This window comes from Pleomorphomonas sp. PLEO (genome assembly GCF_041320595.1).
In the GTDB taxonomy this organism is placed as follows: Bacteria; Pseudomonadota; Alphaproteobacteria; order Rhizobiales; family Pleomorphomonadaceae; genus Pleomorphomonas.
The window spans coordinates 1,976,191-1,996,015 of record NZ_CP166625.1 but is presented as its reverse complement, the minus strand read 5'-3'; the positions used below and the strand labels follow the sequence as shown (position 1 = coordinate 1,996,015).

The window sequence follows — 19,825 nt, the reverse complement described above, 5'->3', positions numbered from 1 at the left end:
CTTCATTCATCCGAGCTGGAGAGTTTGACGGAAGCCGGACAAGCTCCCAGCGCCTCAGGGAGGAACATTTCGGGCACCCCATCCTCGTTGCGCCTTTGACCTCTCTTCAGACATTCGAGGGCTTCCTTACCCGTCAGCTTCGGCCGCATCATGCGAAACAGCTGAAAGCCGGCGGCGCAATAAGGTGCGGCCATTGAGGTGCCAGACATTCGCCCGTAAGAAGTTCGGGACAGCTTCTTATCGCTATCAAAAGCAACAACGCTCAGGATATCTACGCCTGGACAGGATAGATCCCCACCCACGTCCGAGAATGGCGCGCGCTTCCCATCCCTATCATGGGCTTCGACCACCACCGCACTGGACGGCTGCCCCGTTTCTCGGGCAACGATTGCGGCCCAGTTCATCGGACTGGAGTATTTTGCGCGAATTGGCGTTTGAAGGCCGGTACTATCGTTTCCTGCAGCGCTAAAGATAAACTTGTCGCGTTGGCTGGCAACGTTGAGCATCGAAAGGAGGATAACCCCCTGTGACTCGACGAGCGCTCGCCAGCCATCGGATTCAGGGGCGTCCGGGTTGATCTTAAAACTCGCCATCCAGTTATAGCCGAGACTGACGTTAAAGGTTTTGACGTCGTCCGCCGTTCCCACAAAATCCTGAAGCGCCGCAAGCACTTGACCGAATGTTACCAGCAACTGCAGTTGTGGCTGTCCCGAACCGGTGTGAGTTACCGAACTGCTGCGCGCCCGAATGAAACAGTTCGGAAGCACTCCATTGACACCCTTGGAATTGTGGCGAGCGCAGGCAATCCCCGCAACATGGTTGCCATGGTCGCTTGCCGCATCTTCATTGAAGTCCACGAAAGAAAGGTCTTCATGACGGCTGAACCCAGTGTCCATTACTCCGAAGACGGTACCGTCTTGCGTTTCCGCCAAATCCCAGTATCGGTCTGCCCCTATGTTGGTCACCCCCCAGTCTACTGTTTTCCCGTCGGACAGAGATTGGGCCCCAATTACACTTTGGGCCATTTCAATGGACTCATTCTCAGGTATGTCTTCCTGTGCTTTCAGGACAAAGTCGGGGGTTGCATTTAGCACCAACGGGTCCTGTTTCATTTCATTCGTGATATGAAGGTATTTCTCCAGGGCATCGGAGGTGGAAATGCTGTTGTTCGGCAGCGTACCGCTGAATTGTCCAAGATCAGTCTCTACCCTCACAGCGCCAATGGAGGGATATGTCTCAACCAGCGTCATATTGTACTTAGAAATATAGTTCTGAATTTCAGCTTGACTTGCCTGAGGCTTGAATTGAATGACAGCGGAGTCCTTACGGGCAATTGGAACTTCCGCCGGCACTTCACCCGCCGAAATGACCGGCGGCCCAGTAGGAACAGTCTCAAGTGCGTCCAAAGTTAGATCAGAGTTGCTCGGCGGAATGATCGTTTGTCCAATTCCGTCAATCGCCGTCTGGGTCTGCCGAGTTGAATCGTGAAATATATCCCACCCATAAGCATTGCTGATAATCAATGCCCAACTGGCAACGACAGAACAAGAATATGCGAGTGTCTTGATCATAACGTAGTCTCCCGATAACCGGTAAAATACGTATTCATGACTCTTATGGTGATGAATGCCTTTCGGCCGTAATTGTCAATACGGATTGCGTCCGACATATTTACAATTTTGAGTGGGATCTCACCGACACATGTGACCAGCCTCTGCCGCAGAGGCTGCCTTAGGCGGTAAACTCATAGATCCGCTTGGTGTTTCGCTTTTGTCGTGATTCAAGGCTCAGCTTATGAGCCTAAGGCCTAAGCTAGATGCCCACCCCAGTAGAATTTCCGGTCAGGCGGAGCTTGTTCAGCTTGCGATGGAGAGTGGCGCGGCTGATACCGAGAAACGCGGCGGCGTGCGACACATTGCCACGCGCCCGGGCGAGGGCCCGCTGCACCACCGCGCGCTCGCCGGCGGCGAGGTCGTCGGCTTCGCGCTCCCGGGCGATCAGGTCGCCGATCGGCGCGTGCCCGTTGATGTCCGCCGCGCTCAGCCCGAGCAACTGCCGGGCGGCGCGGGTGGCGCCGACGATCAGGTCGTCTCCGTCGACGGCCACCAGGGCATCGGCCCGCCCCTCGGGCGAGGGGGCGAGAAGGATGCGTCTCCCCGGGAAGGCGCGGCGAAACAGATCGCACTCGATGCGCCGCGCCGTGTCGATGACCGACTGGGCGATCAGCGTCAGAAAGCCTTCGGTCAGATCGGCCCGGCAGGAGGAAACGTCGATCACCGCCGCCAGTTGGCCGTCGGCGTCGTGGATCGGCGAGGATGTGCAGCTCAAGAGCGCGTTGCAGCTGAAAAAGTGCTGGTCGCGGTGGATGGTCACCGGGCGTTGCTCGGCGATCGCCGTGCCGATGCCGTTGGTGCCCTGGCTGCCTTCGCTCCACTGGGTGCCGACCCACAGGCCCCATTGGCTGAAGGTGGCGTCGTCGCCGGCAGCGCCCCGCCTTTCGAGCGGAACGCCGTTGCGATCGGCCAAAAGCACGCAGCAGCCGACGCCGCCGACGGCGGTGTGCAGGCGGTCCATGGCGCTGGTCGCGCAGGCGATCAACGGCTCCAGCGGCTGCCGGGCCAGCGTGATCTCCTGCTCGCTCAACCGCCAGACGGGCGGGCGCGGCGATGCCGGATCGAGCTTGTGCAACACCTGCGAGCGGTGCCACGACGCGGCCACGACCGAGCGGGCCGCCCCGTCGGCGGCCAGCGTGTCCCTGATGTGCCGTGCGTGAAGTTCATCTGACCTGTCCACGCTTTTCCTCCTCGAGAAGCGTTGGCCACGACGTTCTGAAAGTCCTCCTGCCCTGATCCGTCCTCCGCGTGAGTCACTTGGGGCATCAGCCTGGAGCGCCGATCCGCTTCCGTCCGATCGGCCGGCGCCCTACGGGTAAATCCCGATAGCTGGACAGTTCATAATCCTGTTTTCGGAGGTAGACAATTCGCCCAAAAGACTCGGGAGCGGCCCGCCAGCACGGCCTTGTGTGACCGCCCGGCGGGCCGGAACTGGTGGCGAACCGCCGGATGATCCCTGTCTTCCCTAGTCCCGATCGGCCGAGAAGGCGACGGCGCGCTGGGCTTCCAAGGCGGCCAGCCGCCGCGCCAGGGCTTGCGAGATCGAGGTGTACGCCGTGCTGCCCAGCACAAGCCGCAAGGGCGGCGCCGTCTCGTCGGCCGCCGCGATCATGGCCGCCGCCGTGCGCTTGGCATCGCCCTTCAGCACGAAGCTTCCGCTGGTAATGGCCCGCCTGATCTCGCCGGCCGGCGTGTCGTCATAGACGGCCATCGGCTTGGCGTGAACGAGGTTGGCGCCAAAGCCGGTTGCGGTCGCGCCGGGCTCGGCGATGATGAAGTCGATGCCGAACGGCGCGACCTCCTGGGCAACGGCTTCGATGAAGCCTTCAACGCCCCATTTGCTGGCGTGATAGACGCTGAAATTCGGATAGGCGACCTGCCCACCCTCCGAAGTGACCTGCAGGATCCGTCCGCCGCCTTGCCGGCGCAGATGCGGCAACACGGCGCGGATCAGCTGGAGGGAGCCGACGAGGTTTGTCGCCAGCTGCCGGTCGATCTCGGCGTCGGACACTTCCTCGCCCGCCCCGACAAGGCCGTAGCCGGCATTCTGGACGACAACGTCGATCCGGCCCAGGCGCCCGAAGGCGTCGTCGACCGCCGCGCGAACGCTGGCGATATCCGTCAGATCGAGCGCCGCCAACGTCAGGTGATCGCCGTACCGCCGCTTGAGATCGCCGAGGGTATCGAGGCGGCGGGCCGTTCCGACCACCTTGTCGCCGCGCGCCAGCAGCTGCTCGGTCATTTCCAGGCCGAGACCGGACGACGCGCCGGTGATGAACCATGTCTTGCTCATGAGGTGTTCCTTTCCTGATGGGAACAACATAAGTCCTGCCAATTGGTGCTATTAGTCATCCAATCTGGCATGACCACGTGCGGAAAACACACCAATGACCAAGCCGGCATTAAGCGACCTCGAAGCCTTCGCGGCGATTGCCCACCACCGCAGCTTTCGCAAGGCGGCCGACCAACTGGGCCTGTCGCGCTCCACCCTCAGCCACACCCTGATCGAGCTGGAAAAGACGCTGGGCATTCGCCTGCTGCATCGCACCACGCGCAGCGTCTCGCCGACCGATGCCGGCGCCCGGCTGCTGGAGCGCATCGGCCCCGTCCTCAAGGATCTCGACATGGCCCTCGACGGGCTCGCCGCCGATGTCGGCGAACCGAGCGGCCGGTTGCGCCTCAATGCCAACAAGAGCGCCGCGCGCTTCCTGCTGTCGCACGTCGTGCCGCCGTTCCTGCGGCGCTATCCGCAGGTGGAGCTCGATCTGGTCTCCGAGGGTCGCCTCGTCGACATCGTTCAGGAGGGGTTCGATGCCGGCGTCCGGCTGGCCGAAGCGGTGCCGCAAGACATGATCGCCGTACCCGTGGGCGGCTCCGTCCGCTTCGTCGCCGTCGCCTCGCCGGACTATCTCGGCGCGCACAGCCCGCCGCTGACGCCCGACGACCTGCAACGGCACGTCTGCATCCGCCAGCGCCTGCCGAGCGGCAAGCGCTACCGCTGGGAATTCATCCGCTCCGGCGCGGAGATGGCCGTCGATGTGCCGGGCGCGCTGACGCTCGACGACAGCGACCTGATGGTCGACGCGGCCAAGGACGGGCTCGGCATCGCCTATGTTCCCGAACCCATCGCGCGCCAGGCGCTGGATGCGGGACAACTGGTCATCGTCCTGCCCGACTGGTCGCCGCCGCTGCCCGGCCTGATGCTCTACTACCCGGCCAATCGCCACACGCCCGCGCCGCTCCGGGCGTTCATCGAGCTTTTGAAAGACACCAACCGGCGGCTCACCGGCTGAACAGCAGCCGTCCGGCCAGCGCCAGCAGCAGTGCGCCCATCACCGCGTCCATCCACCGTCGCGCCCGCGCATAGGCCCGCTGCACCGCCGGCAGGGCGAACAGCAGCACCACCGCGCTCCACCAGGCGACCGACACCAGCACCGCCGTCAGGATCGCACCGGCGAACACCGCCGACGGCGCGCTGGCCGGGATCACCACGCCGAACAGGCTGGCGTAATAGGCGGCCACCTTGGGGTTGGAGATGGTGGTGAGGAAGCCGGCGCGCAGCGCCCTTCCCCCTGCGAGTACCGGCCACGAGGCATCGAGCCCCACCGCCTTGCGCTGGAGAACGCCCTTCAAGAGCCCCCAGGCAAGCCAGGTGAGGTACACCGCGCCGACCAGCTTCAGCCCGAAATACAGCCAGCTGACATGGGCGATGACGCCGCCAAGGCCGGCCGCCGTCACGGACGACCAGACCAGCGTTGCCATCACCACGCCGGCCACCACCAGGAAGCCCGAGCGCCTACTACCGGCGACCGATTGGCTCATCACCACCATCAGCGTCGGGCCGGGGCTGGCAACGGCAAGCAGATGGATCACCGCGATGGTCGCGAACAGGCCGAGCGTGCTCATGGCCGCTTTCCTTCCACATGCCGGGCGAAATTGTCGAGGATCGCCTGCCAGCCGGCGCGCTGCTGCTCCTCGGAGTGGGTATCTTCGGCATCGAAGGTCACCCGCACCGTGACGCTGTCGGGCCGTGGGGTGAACGACACCTGCGCCGTCCGGTCGCCGAAGTCGTATTCGATGCGCTCATGCGGCACGATCCTGGTGTAGGTGCCGGCAAAATCGAAACCCATGCTGCCGTCTTTCGCCTCCATGCGCGAGGAAAACGCCCCGCCCTCACGGAGATCGACGCTGGCCGCCGTGGTGTGCCAGTCGTCGGACGCGGCATTCCACGCCTTGATGTCCTCGGGCGTCACATAGGCGCGCCAGACCTCGACGATCGGCGCGGCAACGGTCGTCTCCACAGTGATCTTCATGAAACCCTCCCCTCATATTGGACTAGTTCCAACATGCAGGTGGGACGGTTTCTGTCAGGAGCAAATGAGTCAGGCAGCGGAGCACGCCGATAGTTGTTCCGACGTCCATGCTTTCACCAGAATTCTCTAGTGCTCGATGGGCGAGAACAATCCGATGTCGGAGATGATCTTGAGCCGATCGATGACATGGTCTCGATCGATATCCAGACACAGCTTGTCTTTCGCCGCCTCGGCGGCCTCGGTGTTTTCCCACCTGACCACGCTGATGATATGAATGCTGTCGGCGCTGGCGGGTTGTTCCAGCAGAAGATCGCTGACGAAGCCGGGTTGCTGTCGCAGCGAGGCGTGGACTTGCCTGAGTTGGTCTGCGAACTCGCTGTAAACAGCGTGCGGCAATATGAACCTGTCCATCCGGATGATGGGCTTGTCGGAAATTGCCGGTGAGTTTTCCCGCATAGATTAAATCACAGCCTAAAGGTGGCAGGTCGGGGTTTATCAAGCGCGTCCCATGGCGTTTAGCCATGCCGAACTTCAGCAAGCAGACATCATCTGCGTGATAGCGCGTAAATCATCCCTGAATAAAAACATGCCATTTCTTGGAAAAGTGCAAAAAGCCAGGAATGAGAAGCACCTCGCGTCGGATGACGTGAATCATCTCTCAACGAAAACGCGCATTTCCTAAAAAGACGCCCACGATGGGGAACGGCTTGGCGCCCTATTCCTCCAGCGCCGCCAGGTAGCGGGCGAACGACTGAGTATAACTTCTCAACCACATACCGACCGCCTGCCTAATGTATCTCTGGAAACATGCCGTAGCGCCGTGGTCGCCTGATAAATCCGCTCCGATTGAACGCCTGCGTGGGCCGGAACATCTATCTCGGTTTCCCTAAGCCTCTGTGGAAAGGGACGTTTTCCTCAGCCGACGCTGGCAGCGATGTGGGCCTGCCAGACAATCTGGGCCATCGAGGCGTTGCTGTCGTTCAACCGCCTCACCCTGGGTAGAATCCGACGCTGCACCCCTGGTATTTTTCACAGTAGGCTTGTGTTTCAGCCGTCCACGGACGATGGCGCAAGTGTGGTTGCTATGTCAGACAAATCCCTCTTCCTGTTCCTCCGGCCGGACATCGCCAAGACCGAATGCCTGTTGGCGAAGGCCGCCGCTGCGAAAATCGGCGTTGACGCCATCTCGCTCTCCAAGGCAGCCGGCGGCGGATGGGATGAGCCGCTGATGATCGACAGCACCCTTGCCCCTCACCTGGCAGTGGCGCCATGACGGAAGCCCCCGCTCTTTCTCCGGCACCTGCTTCTCCGGCACCTGCTTCTCCGGCACCCGCTTCTCCGGCACCCGCTTCACCGGCACCTGCTCCCAAGCCCACCAAACGGACGCTTTCCGTTGTCGTCAAGGTGGCGGTCGTCGTGGTGATCATCGCGGCGGGCGCGGGAGCCTGGGGGTGGTGGAAGTATGCCAACCAGGATCCGCTGGCAGGCATTCTGACGGCACAGGTGACGCGGGCCGATATTGAGGTCAACGTGCTTGCCCAGGGCACCTTGCGCCCGACCAAGCTCGTCGCCGTCGGCGCGCAGGTTTCCGGGCGACTGACGTCGATGAAGGTTGCCGTTGGGCAGACCTTGAAGAAGGGCGATCTCATCGCGGAGATCGACGACGTCGCCCAGCAAAACGCCCTGAAGACGAACAGCGCGTCCTTGAAGACGTATCAGGCCTCGCTCGCCGGGACACAGGCGACCTTGACCCACGCGATGGCCGCCGTCGTGCGGGAGAAAATCACCGAAGCCGACAATGCAACCTCCACGGATGCGCTGGAGGTGGCTCAAACACTGGTGACGACGACCCAATACGAAATCGTCTCGTTGCAAGCCCAGATCCTCGTGGCCCAGATTGCGATCGATACCGCCAACGTCGATCTCGCCTATACCCGCATTCTCGCGCCGATCGACGGGATGGTCCTGCTGGTCGCCACGCAGGAAGGGCAGACAGTCAACGCGGCGCAATCCGCCCCCACCATCATCATCATGGGTCAGGTCGACCGGATGAAGGTGCGCGCGGAAATCAACGAAGCCGATGTCACGACGACCAAACCCGGTCAGCCCGTCTATTTCACCATCCTTGGCGATCTCACCAATCGGTGGGACAGCAAACTTGCATCCATCGACCCGGCGCCCGACGCGCTCAGATCGGATTCGACCATCGTGGCAACAACATCGTCGTCGACGAGCAGCAGCTCGTCCTCAACAACGTCGCAGGCCATCTACTATTACGGCAATTTCGACGTCCCCAATCCCGACGGCAAGCTCCTCACCTTCATGACCGCGCAGGTTCGCATCGTGCTCGGCAGCGTCAAGGGCGTGCTCAGCGTTCCCACCTCGGCCGTCTCCGATGCCAACGCCAAGGGTGAGCGAAGCGTCGAGGTCGTCGATGCCAATGACGCCATCACAAGCCGCGCCATCACCACCGGCCTTGATGACAAGGTGCGCATCGAAGTCCTCACCGGGTTGAAAGAGGGCGAGCGCGTCGTCTCGAGCCGCAAGTCAAATGTCGCGTCGACGTCCAGCGCAAGCGCCGGCCCGCCAGGCGGAGGCCTTTGACCGACATGGTGGATCTGAAAGCTCCCGCGCAAGCTCACGACATCGATCGCACGGCGAAAAGCAGTCCGTTGATCGATCTCGACGGCGTCACCCGGGCTTTCCCGTCGGGCGACGATGTGGTCGTCGTCCTGCATGGGCTCACCCTGTCGATTTCCACCGGCGAAATGGTGGCCATTATCGGCGCGTCCGGTTCGGGCAAATCCACCTTGATGAACATTCTCGGCTGCCTGGATCGTCCGACATCCGGCATCTATCGGATCGGCGGGCGCGAAACAGGCTCGCTCGGCCCGGACGAATTGGCTCAATTGCGACGGGAGCATTTCGGCTTCATCTTCCAGCGCTATCATCTGCTGTCGGAACTGACATCGATCGGCAATGTCGAGGTGCCCGCGATCTATTCAGGGGTGCCCGCCGCCAGCAGGATTGCCAGGGCCACCATGCTGTTGACGCGCCTGGGGATGGCCGACCGGCTGCGCTATGCCCCCGGCAAATTGTCCGGTGGGCAGCAGCAACGGGTCTCGATCGCCCGGGCGCTGATGAATGATGCCAATGTCATCCTCGCCGACGAGCCGACCGGGGCGCTCGACCACGCCAGCGGCGAGGAGGTTCTGAAGATCCTGACCGAATTGAACCGGGAGGGCCGCACCGTCATCCTGGTTACCCACGACATGGCGGTCGCCAGCCGGGCCAACCGGATCATCGAGATCGCCGATGGCCGCGTCATCTCGGATCGTCCTGTCGATCATTCGGGCGAGCAACCCGGCGCCGCCCAGGCGATGCAGCCCACATCAACGGCGGCGGCCAAGATCTCCCATGGCCCGTTCCGCGCATGGCGGGCGGCGTTCGACCGCTTCGGCGAGGCCTTCACCATGGCGCTGCTCTCCATGCGGGCGCATGGGCTTCGCACGTTTCTGACCATGCTCGGCATCGTCATCGGCATCGCATCGGTGGTCGCGGTGGAGGCGCTCGGCGAAGGGTCACGCGAGAAGGTTCTTGCCCGCATTTCCAGTCTGGGGACCAATACGCTGGAGATCTTTCCCGGTCTCAACTACGGCGACTTGCGCTCCAGCAAGGTTCAGACGCTGAAGCTCGCCGACGCGCTCGAGATCGCCCGGCAGCCCTATGCGGCGGGGGTGGCCCCAACCGTCAGCTTGTCGAAGACCCTTCGCATTGGCGCGCTGGAACTCAGCGCGCAGATCAACGGGGTTGGCGCCGACTATTTCTCGGTCAAAGGCACGAAGCTCGCCTCGGGCCGCTATTTTACCGGCGACGGCGTGACACACATGGCACAGGACGTCGTCATCGATGACAATACGCGCGCCGCCCTGTTTCCCAATACGAAGGCAAGTCCGCTCGGTCAGATCATCATGATCGGTGACGTTCCGGCGACCGTCGTCGGCGTCTTGCAGAAGCAAACGACCGGGTTCGGCAATGGCACCAGCCTGTCGGTCTATCTGCCCTATACGACCGTGCAGGCTCGATTTACCGGCTCAAACACGCTGCGCAGCATCCTGCTGCTTGTCTCCGACGACACCGATTCCACGCTTGCCGAGCAGGCAGCGATCAAATTTCTCACCGCGCGGCATGGCGTGCTCGATTTCTTCGTCATGAACAATGACGACGTCCGCCAGACCATCACCTCCACCACCGACACGATGACGCTGCTGATCTCGGCCATTGCCGTCATCTCGCTGGTGGTTGGCGGCATCGGCGTGATGAACATCATGCTTGTGTCGGTGTCGGAGCGGGTCAAGGAAATCGGCGTTCGCATGGCGGTCGGGGCGCGGCGCAGCGATATCCTGGAACAGTTCCTGACCGAGGCTGTCCTGGTCTGCCTGGTCGGCGGAGTGCTCGGCATTCTCCTCGCGCTTGCCGCCGGTCAGCTGTTTGCCGCGCTGGGATCCAGTTACACTTTCGTCTATTCGGTATCGTCGATCATCAGCGCCTTCGGAATTTCCTCCCTCATCGGCGTTGCTTTCGGCTACTTGCCGGCTCGCAGCGCAGCCCAGCTCGATCCGGTGGTGGCGCTGGCGCGCGACTAATTTTCCGCAATTCAGCGCGCGTGCAATTTCAGCAAAAGCGGGAACCGGTTGTCACCGGAAAAGCTCTGGAAAGGCGCCCACGATGGGGAATCGCTTGGCGCCCTATCCTTTCAACGCGTCCCGATAGCGCGCAAACGACGCGGCCACCCGCTCCATGGCGTCGCCGATGATCTCCCGCCCCTCGAACGCGCTATAGAGGTCGGTGAAGGCCAGTGGCCCGATCTTCGCCTCCAACCGGCCGAGCGCCTTGGGGCCCAGCGGGATCAGGTTGGGGTAGCTGCGCATGAAGCTGACGAAGCGCCGGTCCATCACCACATAGAGGGCATCGCCGGGGAACAGGCTGCCGCCGGGGCGCGGGCCGTTCTTCCACCACAGCCCGGTGCTGCCGGCAAAATGGCCAGGCAGATGCACCAAATCGAGGGCGCCGGTCAGCGTGAAATGCTCGCCATCCCAGAAGCGCAGGAAGGGGCTGTCGTGGCGCACCCATTCCTCGTCGGCCTCATGCAGATAGATCGGCACGCCGCCGAGCGCCGCGCTCCACTCGTGCATGGCCGAATAAAAATGCGGATGCGAGATGGCGATCGCCTGAACCCCGCCCAGGCCGGCGATCCGTTCCAGCGCCGCGTCGGTGACAGCGGGCAGGCATTCCCACATCACCATACCGCCCTCCTGCGGGATCAGGAAAGCGCGCTGGCCGATAGCGAACTCGGGCTGAAGCGCCATGGTCATCACGCCGGCCGCGTCCTCGAAGCGGATCTGATGGTCGGCGGCGATCTCCGCCGTCGTCGTCCAGCGCTGCCCGGCCCAGCCGACATATTGCCGTTCGTCGCGGCAGACCGGACACTCCGTCATCTGCTCCGCTTCGGGATATTGCGTGCCGCAGGCCACGCAGACCGGGGCACGCGAAAAGCTCGATCGGTCGACCCCGGGCATGACCTCATCTCCATCGCCATCGTTACGGCTGATTACCTCGATACTATCAACACAGGAAGGTCGTTTGGGTTCCGTCAGCGGGCCAAGCAATATCGTGATGAACGAGTGTGGTACGGGCGGGAGACAATAAGAGCGAGCCGTCGGTGCCTCACGACAGGGAGGCGACCATGGGCCAAGCGCGGCAACTCCGGAAATATGGAAAGAAGTCCTTTCAGCCAGCCTTTCGATTGGCTTCCATGTAGCGCCGCAGAACGCTGTTCATGCGGGTTTGGTAGCCACGTTGGCCTTGCGACTTGAACCATTCGACCACGTCGGCATCCAGCCGAATTGTAACCGGCGTTTTGAAGGGGTCGACAAGCTTCACCTTGGCCCACTCGTCATCGGTAAGAGGCAGGCCGTCCTGATCGGACAGCGCGGCGGCTTCGACCTGGTCCTCCGTCATGGCGTCCACACGGCCCCAATCGGAGTTACCCTTGAGGGGCCTCAAAACACCGTCAGGCAAGCTCTCATAGAGAGCATCGCCAATCTTTACGATGTTCACTTGTTTAGAGCTGACCATATTTCCTGGTCTCCCGGTCGTTCGCTTTTCGAAATGAGATGATGCGGACCACGCCAGCGCGGATTGTAAAAGTTACAGCAAAGATACGGTTATTGCTTTCTGCAAGCATATTATACCGCACCTCTCCATAATCTCTTCTGTCGTCTTCCCAAATTTTCCTCTCAACATCAAAAAAAGCAGGGATAGCGTCTTGAAAATCAAGGCCGCGCACCCTGATGTTCTCCGCGCATTTTGTTTCGTCCCACTCGAAGTTCATAGCGACATTGTGCGTAATGTACGTACAATTGTCAATACACCCCTTATCCCGACCACTCCTCCCCCCTAATCCTCGCTCCGCCCCTCGCTCTCGCGGTCGCGCTCGTAGCTGTGCTTGAGGGAGAGCGGTGGCAGCCAGGCCTCGCGGCGGATGGTCCACAGCTCGTAGGTCGGCTGGAACTGGTCGATGTGATCGAGCGTGCCGAGGTTGATCTCGATTTCGTCGTCGCTGCGTCCGAACACCGACGAGCCGCAACGTGGGCAGAAATGCCGCCCGTTGTAATCGGCCGTCTCGCCCTCGATCATCACCGCGTCCTCTGGGAAGATCGCCGAGGCGTGGAACAGCGCCCCGCTATGCTTGCGGCACTCAAGGCAGTGACAGATGCCGACCCGGTAGGGCCGCCCCGTTGCCCGAAGCCGCACGTCGCCGCAAAGGCAACCGCCCTTGACCTCAACCATATCAGCCTCCTTCCGGTGAGGCTTGGATGATCTGCCAACCGGCCCGTTCTGGCAACCGCCCGCTTTGGCGGTTCGTCAGTGTCCAGAAGCCGGCGACGCATATGGGCCAGCCATCCGAAGCGCTACCCCACCCCTCAGGTTTTCGCCCTCACGGCCGCTCCCCCTTCGGCGGCTGGCCCAACGCCCCGGCGATCAGCGTCGACGCCATCCAGCGCAGCACCGCCTCGCCCTCTTGCGTCTCCACCTCGCAGACGTCGCGCAGCACCACCAGCGCTTCGATGCCGGTGAGCAGCGCCAGCGCGTTGACGAGGCGTTCGAAGGCCGGGCGCGGCAGGGCCGGCTCCAGCGGCGCCAGCGCCGCCCTCAGCCAGCCGAGGCGCCGGCCGCCGCGCCGCACCGTGCTGTCGCCGACCGCCGAAGCGCCCAGCAGGGCGCGGAACAGGCTCTCGTTGCTGGTGATCATCTGGAACACGTCGGTGACCAGGCGATCGACCCGCGCCGCCGCCTCCGCCGGTCCGGCACCTTCCGGCGGCGGTTCGACGCGGATGGTGTTGGCGATGCCTTCCAGCACCGCCTCGCGGATGATCTCGTCCGGCGTCGAGAAATAGCGATAGGCGGTGGCGCGCGAAATGCCGGCGCGATCCGCCACCTCGGCGACCGACGGGCGCCCGCCCGCCTCCACGAGCTCCCGCGCGGCGCGCAGCAGCTCGATGCGGGTCCGCTTCTTCTGGTTGGTGCGTTCGAAGGATTTTTCTTGACTGTCCATTCTCGTCTCGTTATGAGAAAACCGTCTCATCAAGAGATGATTGTATCATCCGTTTCCCAAGGCGCAATCATGAATTCCAATCCAGCGGAGCCGATGACGCTGCATTTCCTCGGCAACATATTGACCTTCCGCGCCCGCACGGCCGCGACGGAGGGTCATTTTACCGTCATCGAGGTGCGCACCGCCCCCGGCGCCGGTGCCCCGCCCCACACCCAGACCGACCAGGAATCCTTCCTGGTGCTGGAAGGCGGCTACGAGATCGTCCGCGACGGCGTGGTGCTGACCTGCCAGCCCGGCGACTTCGTGCACGTGCCGCCGGGCATGGTGCATTCCTTCCGCAACCCGACGGACGCGGTGTCGAAAATGCTGCTGATCAACTTCCCCGGCGACCTGCACGAGAAGTTCTTCACGCTGGTGGGCGATCCGCTGGCCCCCGGCAGCACCGACTTCCCGCCGCCCGCCGCCCCCGACATCCCCCACATCCTGGAAGCCGGCCGCGCCTGCGGCATCGAAATCCTCGCCCCCTGATGGAGCCCCCGATGAACACCCTGATCGAACGCCTGACCGCCGCCCCGCCCTTCGCCCTCCTCGCCCGCATCGTGCTGACGCTGATGTTCTGGCTGAGCGGCATCGCCAAGCTGGCCGATTTCCCCGCCGCCATCGCCGAGATGCGCCATTTCGGCCTGGAGCCGGCCGTTCCCATCGCCGTGGCGGTGATCGCCGTGCAGTTGGTCGGCTCGGCGCTGGTCATCTCCGGCCGCCATGTCTGGCTCGGCGCCGGCATGCTCGGCGTCTTCACCGTGCTGACCATCCCGATCGCCCACGCGTTCTGGACGATGGATGGCGAACGCGCCTTCCTGGAAATGATGTTCGCCTTCGAGCACATCAGCGTCATTGGCGGCCTGATGGTGGTCGCCGCCTTCGGCGAGGCGCGGCGCCGCGCGGTGCCTACCAGCGCCCCAGCCTGATCTTGCAAGACGGAGCCACGCCGGCCCCGTCTTGCCCGCCGATCCCACAGTTTCAGGGCGCGCGGCCTATCGCTGATACCTAGCCCTGGGGCGAATGATGTCGCCGCTCTCAGCCTGCTCGATGGCATGGCCGATCCAGCCGGCTAGCCGGCCGGCAGCAAAGATCGTGAAGGCGGCATCCTCGGGCAGGTGGTGAACCATGCTCATCGCCGTCAGCGCCATGTCGATATTGGCTGGCAACCCAAGCCGCTGCGACAAGGCGCCCACCGCGCGCAGAGGCGCGGCGTCGGCCGGCAGGCGCTCAAGCAGCAACCGCGCCCTCGGATCGCCGTCCGGGTAGAGCGGGTGCCCGAAGCCGAAACCATAGGGCGACTGGTCTTGCCGCGCCTTGAGGAACGTCTCCGCCTCCCCGTCCAGCGCGGCCTTGAGCGCCGCCCGCGCCTGCGTCGCCGCCCCGCCATGGCGCGGTCCGGACAGCGTCGCCAGGCCCGACAGCAGCGCCGCCGGCAGACTGGCGCCCGTCGACGCGGCGATCCGCACGGCAAACGTCGATGGATTGAGTTCATGATCGCTGAGCAGCACCAGGGCGCGGCGGAGATCGTCAGCGGCGGCGTCGGAAGCCTGCCACGCCCGGCCAAGGCGCAGATGGATGGGTCCGCCGAGATCGCGGGCCAGCAGCGCGTTGGTCACGCCGGACATCAACCGGCCGCCCAGCGGCGCCCAATCGTCGGCGGCGCGGCTGTCGATTGCCGTCCCCTCCCCGGTCATGTGCACGAGAAAGTCCATCGCCCGACCGACAGGGGTCGACAGCGAACTTGCGCCGCTCACATCGGGACATTCGACCGCGTCGACCTGCCACAGATGCGCGGCCATCTCCTCCAGCGTCATCGTCTCCGCGCAATCCCCGACCGATCGCCCCCGCAGCCAGAGCATGCCCTGCCTGAGCTCGGAGATCGCGGTGACCAGCACGGGATCGCCCCATCGGATCGCCGCTTCCGCCACCTCGGCGCGGGCGCGCGGCCGGCGGTTCTGCTGGGCGAGGGCCTCGACATCCGCCTTGGCATAGAGGCTGCGCCGGCCATCCGTCGTGTCGGCCTGAACGCGCAAAAGCTTGCGGCTGACATAGGCATAGAGCGTCTGCGACCGCACCCCGAGCAGGGCGCAGGCAGTCTCGGCATCGATCCAATCGGCTGAATTCATATTGATTATATTGATCAAGATTTACGGCCGGTCAATCCGGCGCTTTCATCGGGGCAGGAACAGGAGACGGCGATGGCGGACAACTTTGACGGTGAGATCGGCGAGGCGCTCGGGCTTGGGACGACGCCGGCCTTACAGGTGGCGGAAAGCGACCCCGGCGAGCTCGCCTCCTGCTTCCGGGTGTCCGAGCTGGCCGTGGCATCGATGCGCGCCGCCGCCCGCCAGCTGGCCGCCTTCACCGGCACCAGCGAGGTGGCGATCAACCGACGGCGGACGCTGCTGTGGTTCGGCATGACCTTGCGCCCCATCGGCTGGTCGCTGCCATCGGCCTGGGATCCGATTGCCGGCGATTACCGGGCCGCCGATGGCTGGATCAGGCTGCACACCAACGCCCCCCATCACCGGGACGCCGCCCTGGCGGTGATCGGCTGCGCGCCGGAAAAGGCCGCCGTTTCCCAGGCGGTCGGCAGCTGGCAGATCAATCAGCTTGAGGAGGCGGTGGTGGCCGCCGGTGGCGCCGCCGCGGCGATGCACGACATCGACGCATGGGCGCGCCATCCCCAGGGCATCGCCGTCGCGGCGGAGCCGCTGATCGCCTGGCGGGAAACCGGCCACCGGCGCGGGCCGGCGACGCTCAAGGACATCAAAGTGCTCGATCTGACGCGCGTCTTGGCCGGCCCCGTCGCCACGCGCTTTCTGGCCGGCTTTGGCGCAAAGGTGCTGCGCATCGATCCGCCCAGTTGGAACGAGCCGGGCGTCGAGCCGGAAGTGACGCTCGGAAAGCGCCGGGCCGGGCTGGACCTCCACCGCGCCGAGGATCGCCAGACCTTCGAGGCCCTGCTCGCCGGCGCCGACGTACTCGTCCATGGCTACCGCCCCGGCGCGCTGGAGCGGCTCGGCTATGGCGAGGCCGAGCGGCAGGCCCTGTCGCACGGCCTGATCGACGTCAGCCTCAACGCCTATGGCTGGACAGGCCCTTGGACTTCGCGGCGCGGCTTCGACAGCCTGGTGCAGATGAGCACCGGCATCGCATCGGAAGGCATGCGGCGGGCGGCGGCGGAGCGGCCAGTGCCGCTGCCGGTGCAGGCGCTCGACCACGCCACGGGCTACCTGATGGCGGCGGCGGTGCTGAACGCGCTGCGCCGGCGACGGGAGACCGGCATATGCCATTCGGCCCGACTATCGCTCGCCCGCACGGCAGCGCTGCTGCTCTCCGGCGGTGCCAGTGAGTTCCAAGGTTCGGGCGTGAAAGAAACCGACGCGGATCGCAGCCCCCACATCGAACCCACCCCCTGGGGCCCCGCCCACCGCCTCGAATTCCCCGTGAGCCTCGATGGCCAGCCGCCGACATGGCGACATCCGGCGGGACCGCTGAGATCGGATGCGGCGAGCTGGTGAGAACGCAAGTCTGAGGCATAGCGGATTGGCGGGATGGGAGCGCCATATCGGCGGCGTGCCTTCTCGTCCTGAGATCCTCTGCCTTCGCAGAGGAGGACAGCGTGATGGCAGCGGGAGCAAAGCGAAGAGTGGCGCGCCATCCCTCTGTTCCCTCTATATAAAGCTGTCCTCCTCTGCGAAGGCAGAGGATCTCAGGCAGAATGAATCTCCCAGGCGATATAGCGCTCCAAGCGCCTCAGGCACCGGATATATCCCTCCGCGCCCTCTCGCCCCGAGATCCTCTGCCTTCGCAGAGGAGGACAGCGTGATGGCAGCGGGAGCAAAGCGAAGAGTGACGCGCCATCCCTCTGCTCCCATTATATAAATTGTCCTCCTCTGCGTGAGAAAGAGGACCTCAGGACGAGAAATTGATCGGCCAATATCACGCTCCCCTCCCCTCAACCCCGCACCCTCGGCCTGAGCACGATGCCGCCGATCTCCACCTCCAGCGGCTGATCGATGGCGTGGCCACCGCCTCCAGCAAACCGAGTAAAATCCGCCGCGTGACGACTTTCGCGACGGTTCGGCTGGATGCGCAGGTCGCTGCGATGGCATAGAGGAGTCGAGCGCGGCCCCTGAGTTGTTGTCGATCAGGGGGCGCCCCTCAAGCACCCGAGAGGAGCCAACGATGCCCACCCTGGCCGACCCCGCGCGCCCCTTCAAGCAACAGGCCGGAGAGCACGCGGCTGGCCTCGTGCAGTCCGGCATGGTGGTCGGTCTTGGCACCGGATCGACGGCGATCTTTGCCACCCGTGAGATCGCGGCCCGCCTTCAGGCCGGTGATCTCCGGGACATCGTGGCCATTGCAACCTCGCGCGCCACCGACGCCGCCGCCCGCGCGCTTGGCATCCCCATGCTGACCGACGACATCCCCCGCGAGATCGACCTCACCATTGATGGCGCCGACGAGGTCGATCCGGCGATGGACCTGATCAAGGGCGGCGGCGGCGCATTGCTGCGCGAGAAGATCGTGGCTGAGGCCAGCCGTCGAAACGTCATCGTCGTCGATGCGGGCAAGCTGTCGCCTCGGCTCGGCACCCACTGGCCGCTGCCGGTGGAGGTGCTCGAATTCGGCTGGCGCTCGCAGGCGCGGTTTCTGGAAAGCCTGGGCGCGGCCGTCACGCCACGGCCGAGCGACGGCGGCCTTTTCCGCACCGATCAGGGCAACCTCATCCTCGATTGCCGGTTCAAGCCGATCGACGACCCCCTGGGGCTGGCCGGCGAGCTTGAAGCCCGCGCCGGGCTCGTCGAGCACGGGTTGTTCATCGGCATCGCCTCCGACCTGATCGTGGCGGGAGAAGACGGGATACGCCATCTCCGGCGCGGCCAGGAGGTGGCGACGCGTTAGCGCGACGCCCCATGCCGTACCGCAGGAAGAACGCCCCGTCACCTCTTCCTGTCCGAGAAGGTGTACCGGCCGATTTGGCTGCCCTCAATCCTGCGCCGTCGGCCGGATGACGATGCTGCCGATCTCCACCTCCGGCGGCTGATCGATGGCATAGGCGATGGCTTTGGCCACCGCCTCCGGCGGCAGGGCGATCTCGCCCATCCGCGCCTCAATCGCCGCCTTCAGGGCCTGATCCCCCATGGAGTCGGCGAGGTTGGTCGCCACCATACCGGGCGAGATCTCCGTCACCCGCAGCTTGGCGCCGGCCTCCTGGCGCAGCGCCTCGGTCAGCGTCCGCACGGCGTTCTTGGTGGCGGCATAAACGCCCATCGTCGGCACGATCTTGAGACCGGCCGTCGACACGACGTTGACGATGTGGCCGCTCCCCTGCCGCTGAAAGATCGGCAGCACCGCCGCGATGCCATGGAGCACGCCCTTGAGGTTGACGTCGATCATGGCGTCCCAATCGGCCACCTTCACCGCCTCAAAGCGCGACAGCGGACTGACGCCGGCATTGTTGATCATCACGTCGACACGGCCGAAATGCTCGCCCCCCGCCTTCACCAGCGCCTCGACCTCCCCGGCCCGGCTGACGTCAGTGACGCGAAAGATCGCCTCGCCGCCCGCCGCCCGGATGCGCTCGGCCACCTCGGCGATCGGCGCTTCCCGCCGCGCCCCCAGCACCACCTTGGCGCCCCGCGAACCAAGATGCAGCGCCGTGGCGCGACCAATGCCGCTGCCGGCCCCGGTGATGACGACAACCTTGTTCTCGATGGTCATGACGGCGGTCCTTATCGCTGATAACGTGAGTATGCTATCTATGGTACGATAAGGGTGATATCAAGGATCCGATATCAACGATAAGCGGCCACATTTCGCGCTCCAAAGCGTGGGCCGGCGCGGATCATTCCGCCGGGAAATGCCGGGTGGGCATCGGCGGAATGTCGTCTTTGCCGGCCATCACGTTCCAGTAAGCCCACGAGCGGGCATCCATGATGCCGGGCGGGGCCTGTTCCAAGGCTTCCGTAAAGCCGTCCTCATCGACGTAGCGGCGCACCACGGCGAGGTCATCCAGCGTGCCATAGGTCATGACGTAGGCGAGAAACCGCACCGGGTCGGCCAGCGCTTTCTCCGGCGCTTCAAACCAGACCACGCGGGGTGCAACTGCCAAGAGATCGGCGGCATGGGGAAGAGGCTTCATCGCGGCGCGCCTGTAAAGTTACTTAGAACCGAAGCCTACCAATAGTCGAAAATTTTCTGTAATAATCATACCTATGGTTGCCCCGATT

Annotated in this window: 23 protein-coding genes; 9 read left to right on the top strand and 14 right to left on the bottom strand. The window is 64.1% G+C overall.

The window, feature by feature from the left end; genetic code table 11:
- Window positions 1-2 precede the first annotated feature (2 nt).
- The 3 genes from AB6N07_RS09135 to AB6N07_RS09125 all read right to left on the bottom strand — a co-directional run bounded on the left by AB6N07_RS09135 (window position 3) and on the right by AB6N07_RS09125 (window position 3,906).
- The gene (locus tag AB6N07_RS09135) at window positions 3-1,571 is read right to left on the bottom strand and encodes a S8 family serine peptidase (protein WP_370677489.1); all 1,569 of its coding nucleotides are present in this window, start codon (window positions 1,569-1,571) and stop codon (window positions 3-5) included.
- A 241-nt stretch (window positions 1,572-1,812) separates the two neighbouring features.
- Entirely contained in the window at window positions 1,813-2,793 is a 981-nt protein-coding gene (locus AB6N07_RS09130) for a GAF domain-containing protein (RefSeq protein ID WP_370677488.1), read from the bottom strand.
- Window positions 2,794-3,078: 285 nt separating this feature from the next.
- Window positions 3,079-3,906, bottom strand: coding sequence for an SDR family oxidoreductase (locus AB6N07_RS09125; protein WP_370677487.1), 828 nt, complete (start codon window positions 3,904-3,906; stop codon window positions 3,079-3,081).
- 94 nt (window positions 3,907-4,000) lie between these two features.
- On the opposite strand from AB6N07_RS09125, the gene AB6N07_RS09120 reads away from it, so the two are divergent.
- Window positions 4,001-4,906, top strand: coding sequence for a LysR family transcriptional regulator (locus AB6N07_RS09120; protein WP_370677486.1), 906 nt, complete (start codon window positions 4,001-4,003; stop codon window positions 4,904-4,906).
- Here AB6N07_RS09120 and AB6N07_RS09115 read toward each other — a convergent pair.
- The 3 genes from AB6N07_RS09115 to AB6N07_RS09105 form a co-directional block, all read right to left on the bottom strand.
- Entirely contained in the window at window positions 4,896-5,519 is a 624-nt protein-coding gene (locus tag AB6N07_RS09115) for a LysE family transporter (RefSeq protein WP_370677485.1), read from the bottom strand. The two genes, AB6N07_RS09120 and AB6N07_RS09115, sit on opposite strands and share 11 nt — an antisense overlap.
- Window positions 5,516-5,926: an SRPBCC family protein gene (locus AB6N07_RS09110; protein WP_370677484.1), complete on the bottom strand. Its 411-nt coding sequence runs from the start codon at window positions 5,924-5,926 to the stop codon at window positions 5,516-5,518. Before AB6N07_RS09110 ends, AB6N07_RS09115 begins: the two co-directional genes overlap by 4 nt.
- A gap of 126 nt (window positions 5,927-6,052) precedes the next feature.
- Complete coding sequence (locus AB6N07_RS09105) at window positions 6,053-6,322, bottom strand: antibiotic biosynthesis monooxygenase (protein WP_370677483.1); 270 nt, start codon at window positions 6,320-6,322, stop codon at window positions 6,053-6,055.
- A gap of 688 nt (window positions 6,323-7,010) precedes the next feature.
- Here AB6N07_RS09105 and AB6N07_RS09100 point away from each other — a divergent pair.
- From AB6N07_RS09100 to AB6N07_RS09085, 4 genes are read left to right on the top strand one after another with little or no spacing between them, the layout of a single operon-like run.
- Window positions 7,011-7,199, top strand: coding sequence for a hypothetical protein (locus AB6N07_RS09100; RefSeq protein ID WP_370677482.1), 189 nt, complete (start codon window positions 7,011-7,013; stop codon window positions 7,197-7,199).
- Window positions 7,171-7,449 (top strand): pentapeptide repeat-containing protein, encoded by a 279-nt coding sequence (locus AB6N07_RS09095; protein WP_370677481.1) that lies wholly within the window; start codon window positions 7,171-7,173, stop codon window positions 7,447-7,449. The genes AB6N07_RS09100 and AB6N07_RS09095 overlap by 29 nt, the downstream gene beginning before the upstream one ends.
- Entirely contained in the window at window positions 7,343-8,530 is a 1,188-nt protein-coding gene (locus tag AB6N07_RS09090; RefSeq protein WP_370677480.1) for an efflux RND transporter periplasmic adaptor subunit, read from the top strand. Before AB6N07_RS09095 ends, AB6N07_RS09090 begins: the two co-directional genes overlap by 107 nt.
- A gap of 5 nt (window positions 8,531-8,535) precedes the next feature.
- Window positions 8,536-10,572 carry a MacB family efflux pump subunit gene (locus tag AB6N07_RS09085; RefSeq protein ID WP_370677479.1) on the top strand — a complete coding sequence of 679 codons (2,037 nt, stop codon included), beginning with the start codon at window positions 8,536-8,538 and terminating at the stop codon, window positions 10,570-10,572.
- 102 nt (window positions 10,573-10,674) lie between these two features.
- Here AB6N07_RS09085 and AB6N07_RS09080 read toward each other — a convergent pair whose 3' ends face one another.
- From AB6N07_RS09080 to AB6N07_RS09060, 5 genes are all read right to left on the bottom strand, one after another.
- Window positions 10,675-11,505, bottom strand: a complete 831-nt coding sequence (locus AB6N07_RS09080; RefSeq protein WP_370677478.1) for an MBL fold metallo-hydrolase — start codon at window positions 11,503-11,505, stop codon at window positions 10,675-10,677.
- A gap of 211 nt (window positions 11,506-11,716) precedes the next feature.
- The gene (locus AB6N07_RS09075; protein ID WP_370677477.1) at window positions 11,717-12,064 is read right to left on the bottom strand and encodes a BrnA antitoxin family protein; all 348 of its coding nucleotides are present in this window, start codon (window positions 12,062-12,064) and stop codon (window positions 11,717-11,719) included.
- Complete coding sequence (locus AB6N07_RS09070) at window positions 12,051-12,320, bottom strand: BrnT family toxin (protein ID WP_370677476.1); 270 nt, start codon at window positions 12,318-12,320, stop codon at window positions 12,051-12,053. The genes AB6N07_RS09075 and AB6N07_RS09070 overlap by 14 nt, the downstream gene beginning before the upstream one ends.
- A gap of 65 nt (window positions 12,321-12,385) precedes the next feature.
- Entirely contained in the window at window positions 12,386-12,778 is a 393-nt protein-coding gene (locus tag AB6N07_RS09065; RefSeq protein ID WP_370677475.1) for a GFA family protein, read from the bottom strand.
- A gap of 148 nt (window positions 12,779-12,926) precedes the next feature.
- Window positions 12,927-13,544, bottom strand: coding sequence for a TetR/AcrR family transcriptional regulator (locus tag AB6N07_RS09060; RefSeq protein WP_370677474.1), 618 nt, complete (start codon window positions 13,542-13,544; stop codon window positions 12,927-12,929).
- A 69-nt stretch (window positions 13,545-13,613) separates the two neighbouring features.
- On the opposite strand from AB6N07_RS09060, the gene AB6N07_RS09055 reads away from it, so the two are divergent.
- Together AB6N07_RS09055 and AB6N07_RS09050 are read left to right on the top strand one after the other, a co-directional pair.
- Window positions 13,614-14,072 carry a cupin domain-containing protein gene (locus AB6N07_RS09055; RefSeq protein WP_370677473.1) on the top strand — a complete coding sequence of 153 codons (459 nt, stop codon included), beginning with the start codon at window positions 13,614-13,616 and terminating at the stop codon, window positions 14,070-14,072.
- A gap of 11 nt (window positions 14,073-14,083) precedes the next feature.
- Window positions 14,084-14,512, top strand: a complete 429-nt coding sequence (locus AB6N07_RS09050; RefSeq protein ID WP_370677472.1) for a DoxX family protein — start codon at window positions 14,084-14,086, stop codon at window positions 14,510-14,512.
- A gap of 66 nt (window positions 14,513-14,578) precedes the next feature.
- On the opposite strand, the gene AB6N07_RS09045 is transcribed toward AB6N07_RS09050, so the two are convergent.
- Entirely contained in the window at window positions 14,579-15,712 is a 1,134-nt protein-coding gene (locus tag AB6N07_RS09045) for a citrate synthase family protein (protein ID WP_370677471.1), read from the bottom strand.
- 72 nt (window positions 15,713-15,784) lie between these two features.
- On the opposite strand from AB6N07_RS09045, the gene AB6N07_RS09040 reads away from it, so the two are divergent.
- Both AB6N07_RS09040 and rpiA read left to right on the top strand, forming a co-directional pair.
- Complete coding sequence (locus AB6N07_RS09040; RefSeq protein ID WP_370677470.1) at window positions 15,785-17,110, top strand: CoA transferase; 1,326 nt, start codon at window positions 15,785-15,787, stop codon at window positions 17,108-17,110.
- A 667-nt stretch (window positions 17,111-17,777) separates the two neighbouring features.
- Window positions 17,778-18,497: a ribose-5-phosphate isomerase RpiA gene (gene rpiA / locus AB6N07_RS09035; protein WP_370677469.1), complete on the top strand. Its 720-nt coding sequence runs from the start codon at window positions 17,778-17,780 to the stop codon at window positions 18,495-18,497.
- An 84-nt stretch (window positions 18,498-18,581) separates the two neighbouring features.
- On the opposite strand, the gene AB6N07_RS09030 is transcribed toward rpiA, so the two are convergent.
- Together AB6N07_RS09030 and AB6N07_RS09025 are read right to left on the bottom strand one after the other, a co-directional pair.
- Window positions 18,582-19,316 carry an SDR family oxidoreductase gene (locus AB6N07_RS09030; protein WP_370677468.1) on the bottom strand — a complete coding sequence of 245 codons (735 nt, stop codon included), beginning with the start codon at window positions 19,314-19,316 and terminating at the stop codon, window positions 18,582-18,584.
- 124 nt (window positions 19,317-19,440) lie between these two features.
- The gene (locus AB6N07_RS09025) at window positions 19,441-19,737 is read right to left on the bottom strand and encodes a hypothetical protein (RefSeq protein WP_370677467.1); all 297 of its coding nucleotides are present in this window, start codon (window positions 19,735-19,737) and stop codon (window positions 19,441-19,443) included.
- Between the last annotated feature and the right edge of the window lie 88 nt (window positions 19,738-19,825).

What these genes read in the sequence shown, in the direction of transcription:
- AB6N07_RS09115 (WP_370677485.1), bottom strand. Translation starts at nt 5,519, where the DNA reads ATGAGCACGCTCGGCCTGTTCGCGACCATCGCGGTGATCCATCTGCTT.
- AB6N07_RS09080 (WP_370677478.1), bottom strand. Translation starts at nt 11,505, where the DNA reads ATGCCCGGGGTCGACCGATCGAGCTTTTCGCGTGCCCCGGTCTGCGTG.
- AB6N07_RS09040 (WP_370677470.1), top strand. Translation starts at nt 15,785, where the DNA reads ATGGCGGACAACTTTGACGGTGAGATCGGCGAGGCGCTCGGGCTTGGG.
- AB6N07_RS09085 (WP_370677479.1), top strand. Translation starts at nt 8,536, where the DNA reads ATGGTGGATCTGAAAGCTCCCGCGCAAGCTCACGACATCGATCGCACG.
- AB6N07_RS09135 (WP_370677489.1), bottom strand. Translation starts at nt 1,571, where the DNA reads ATGATCAAGACACTCGCATATTCTTGTTCTGTCGTTGCCAGTTGGGCA.
- AB6N07_RS09055 (WP_370677473.1), top strand. Translation starts at nt 13,614, where the DNA reads ATGAATTCCAATCCAGCGGAGCCGATGACGCTGCATTTCCTCGGCAAC.
- AB6N07_RS09065 (WP_370677475.1), bottom strand. Translation starts at nt 12,778, where the DNA reads ATGGTTGAGGTCAAGGGCGGTTGCCTTTGCGGCGACGTGCGGCTTCGG.
- AB6N07_RS09045 (WP_370677471.1), bottom strand. Translation starts at nt 15,712, where the DNA reads ATGAATTCAGCCGATTGGATCGATGCCGAGACTGCCTGCGCCCTGCTC.
- AB6N07_RS09075 (WP_370677477.1), bottom strand. Translation starts at nt 12,064, where the DNA reads ATGGTCAGCTCTAAACAAGTGAACATCGTAAAGATTGGCGATGCTCTC.
- AB6N07_RS09100 (WP_370677482.1), top strand. Translation starts at nt 7,011, where the DNA reads ATGTCAGACAAATCCCTCTTCCTGTTCCTCCGGCCGGACATCGCCAAG.
- AB6N07_RS09060 (WP_370677474.1), bottom strand. Translation starts at nt 13,544, where the DNA reads ATGGACAGTCAAGAAAAATCCTTCGAACGCACCAACCAGAAGAAGCGG.
- AB6N07_RS09030 (WP_370677468.1), bottom strand. Translation starts at nt 19,316, where the DNA reads ATGACCATCGAGAACAAGGTTGTCGTCATCACCGGGGCCGGCAGCGGC.
- AB6N07_RS09050 (WP_370677472.1), top strand. Translation starts at nt 14,084, where the DNA reads ATGAACACCCTGATCGAACGCCTGACCGCCGCCCCGCCCTTCGCCCTC.
- AB6N07_RS09125 (WP_370677487.1), bottom strand. Translation starts at nt 3,906, where the DNA reads ATGAGCAAGACATGGTTCATCACCGGCGCGTCGTCCGGTCTCGGCCTG.
- AB6N07_RS09120 (WP_370677486.1), top strand. Translation starts at nt 4,001, where the DNA reads ATGACCAAGCCGGCATTAAGCGACCTCGAAGCCTTCGCGGCGATTGCC.
- AB6N07_RS09070 (WP_370677476.1), bottom strand. Translation starts at nt 12,320, where the DNA reads ATGAACTTCGAGTGGGACGAAACAAAATGCGCGGAGAACATCAGGGTG.
- AB6N07_RS09110 (WP_370677484.1), bottom strand. Translation starts at nt 5,926, where the DNA reads ATGAAGATCACTGTGGAGACGACCGTTGCCGCGCCGATCGTCGAGGTC.
- rpiA (WP_370677469.1), top strand. Translation starts at nt 17,778, where the DNA reads ATGCCCACCCTGGCCGACCCCGCGCGCCCCTTCAAGCAACAGGCCGGA.
- AB6N07_RS09025 (WP_370677467.1), bottom strand. Translation starts at nt 19,737, where the DNA reads ATGAAGCCTCTTCCCCATGCCGCCGATCTCTTGGCAGTTGCACCCCGC.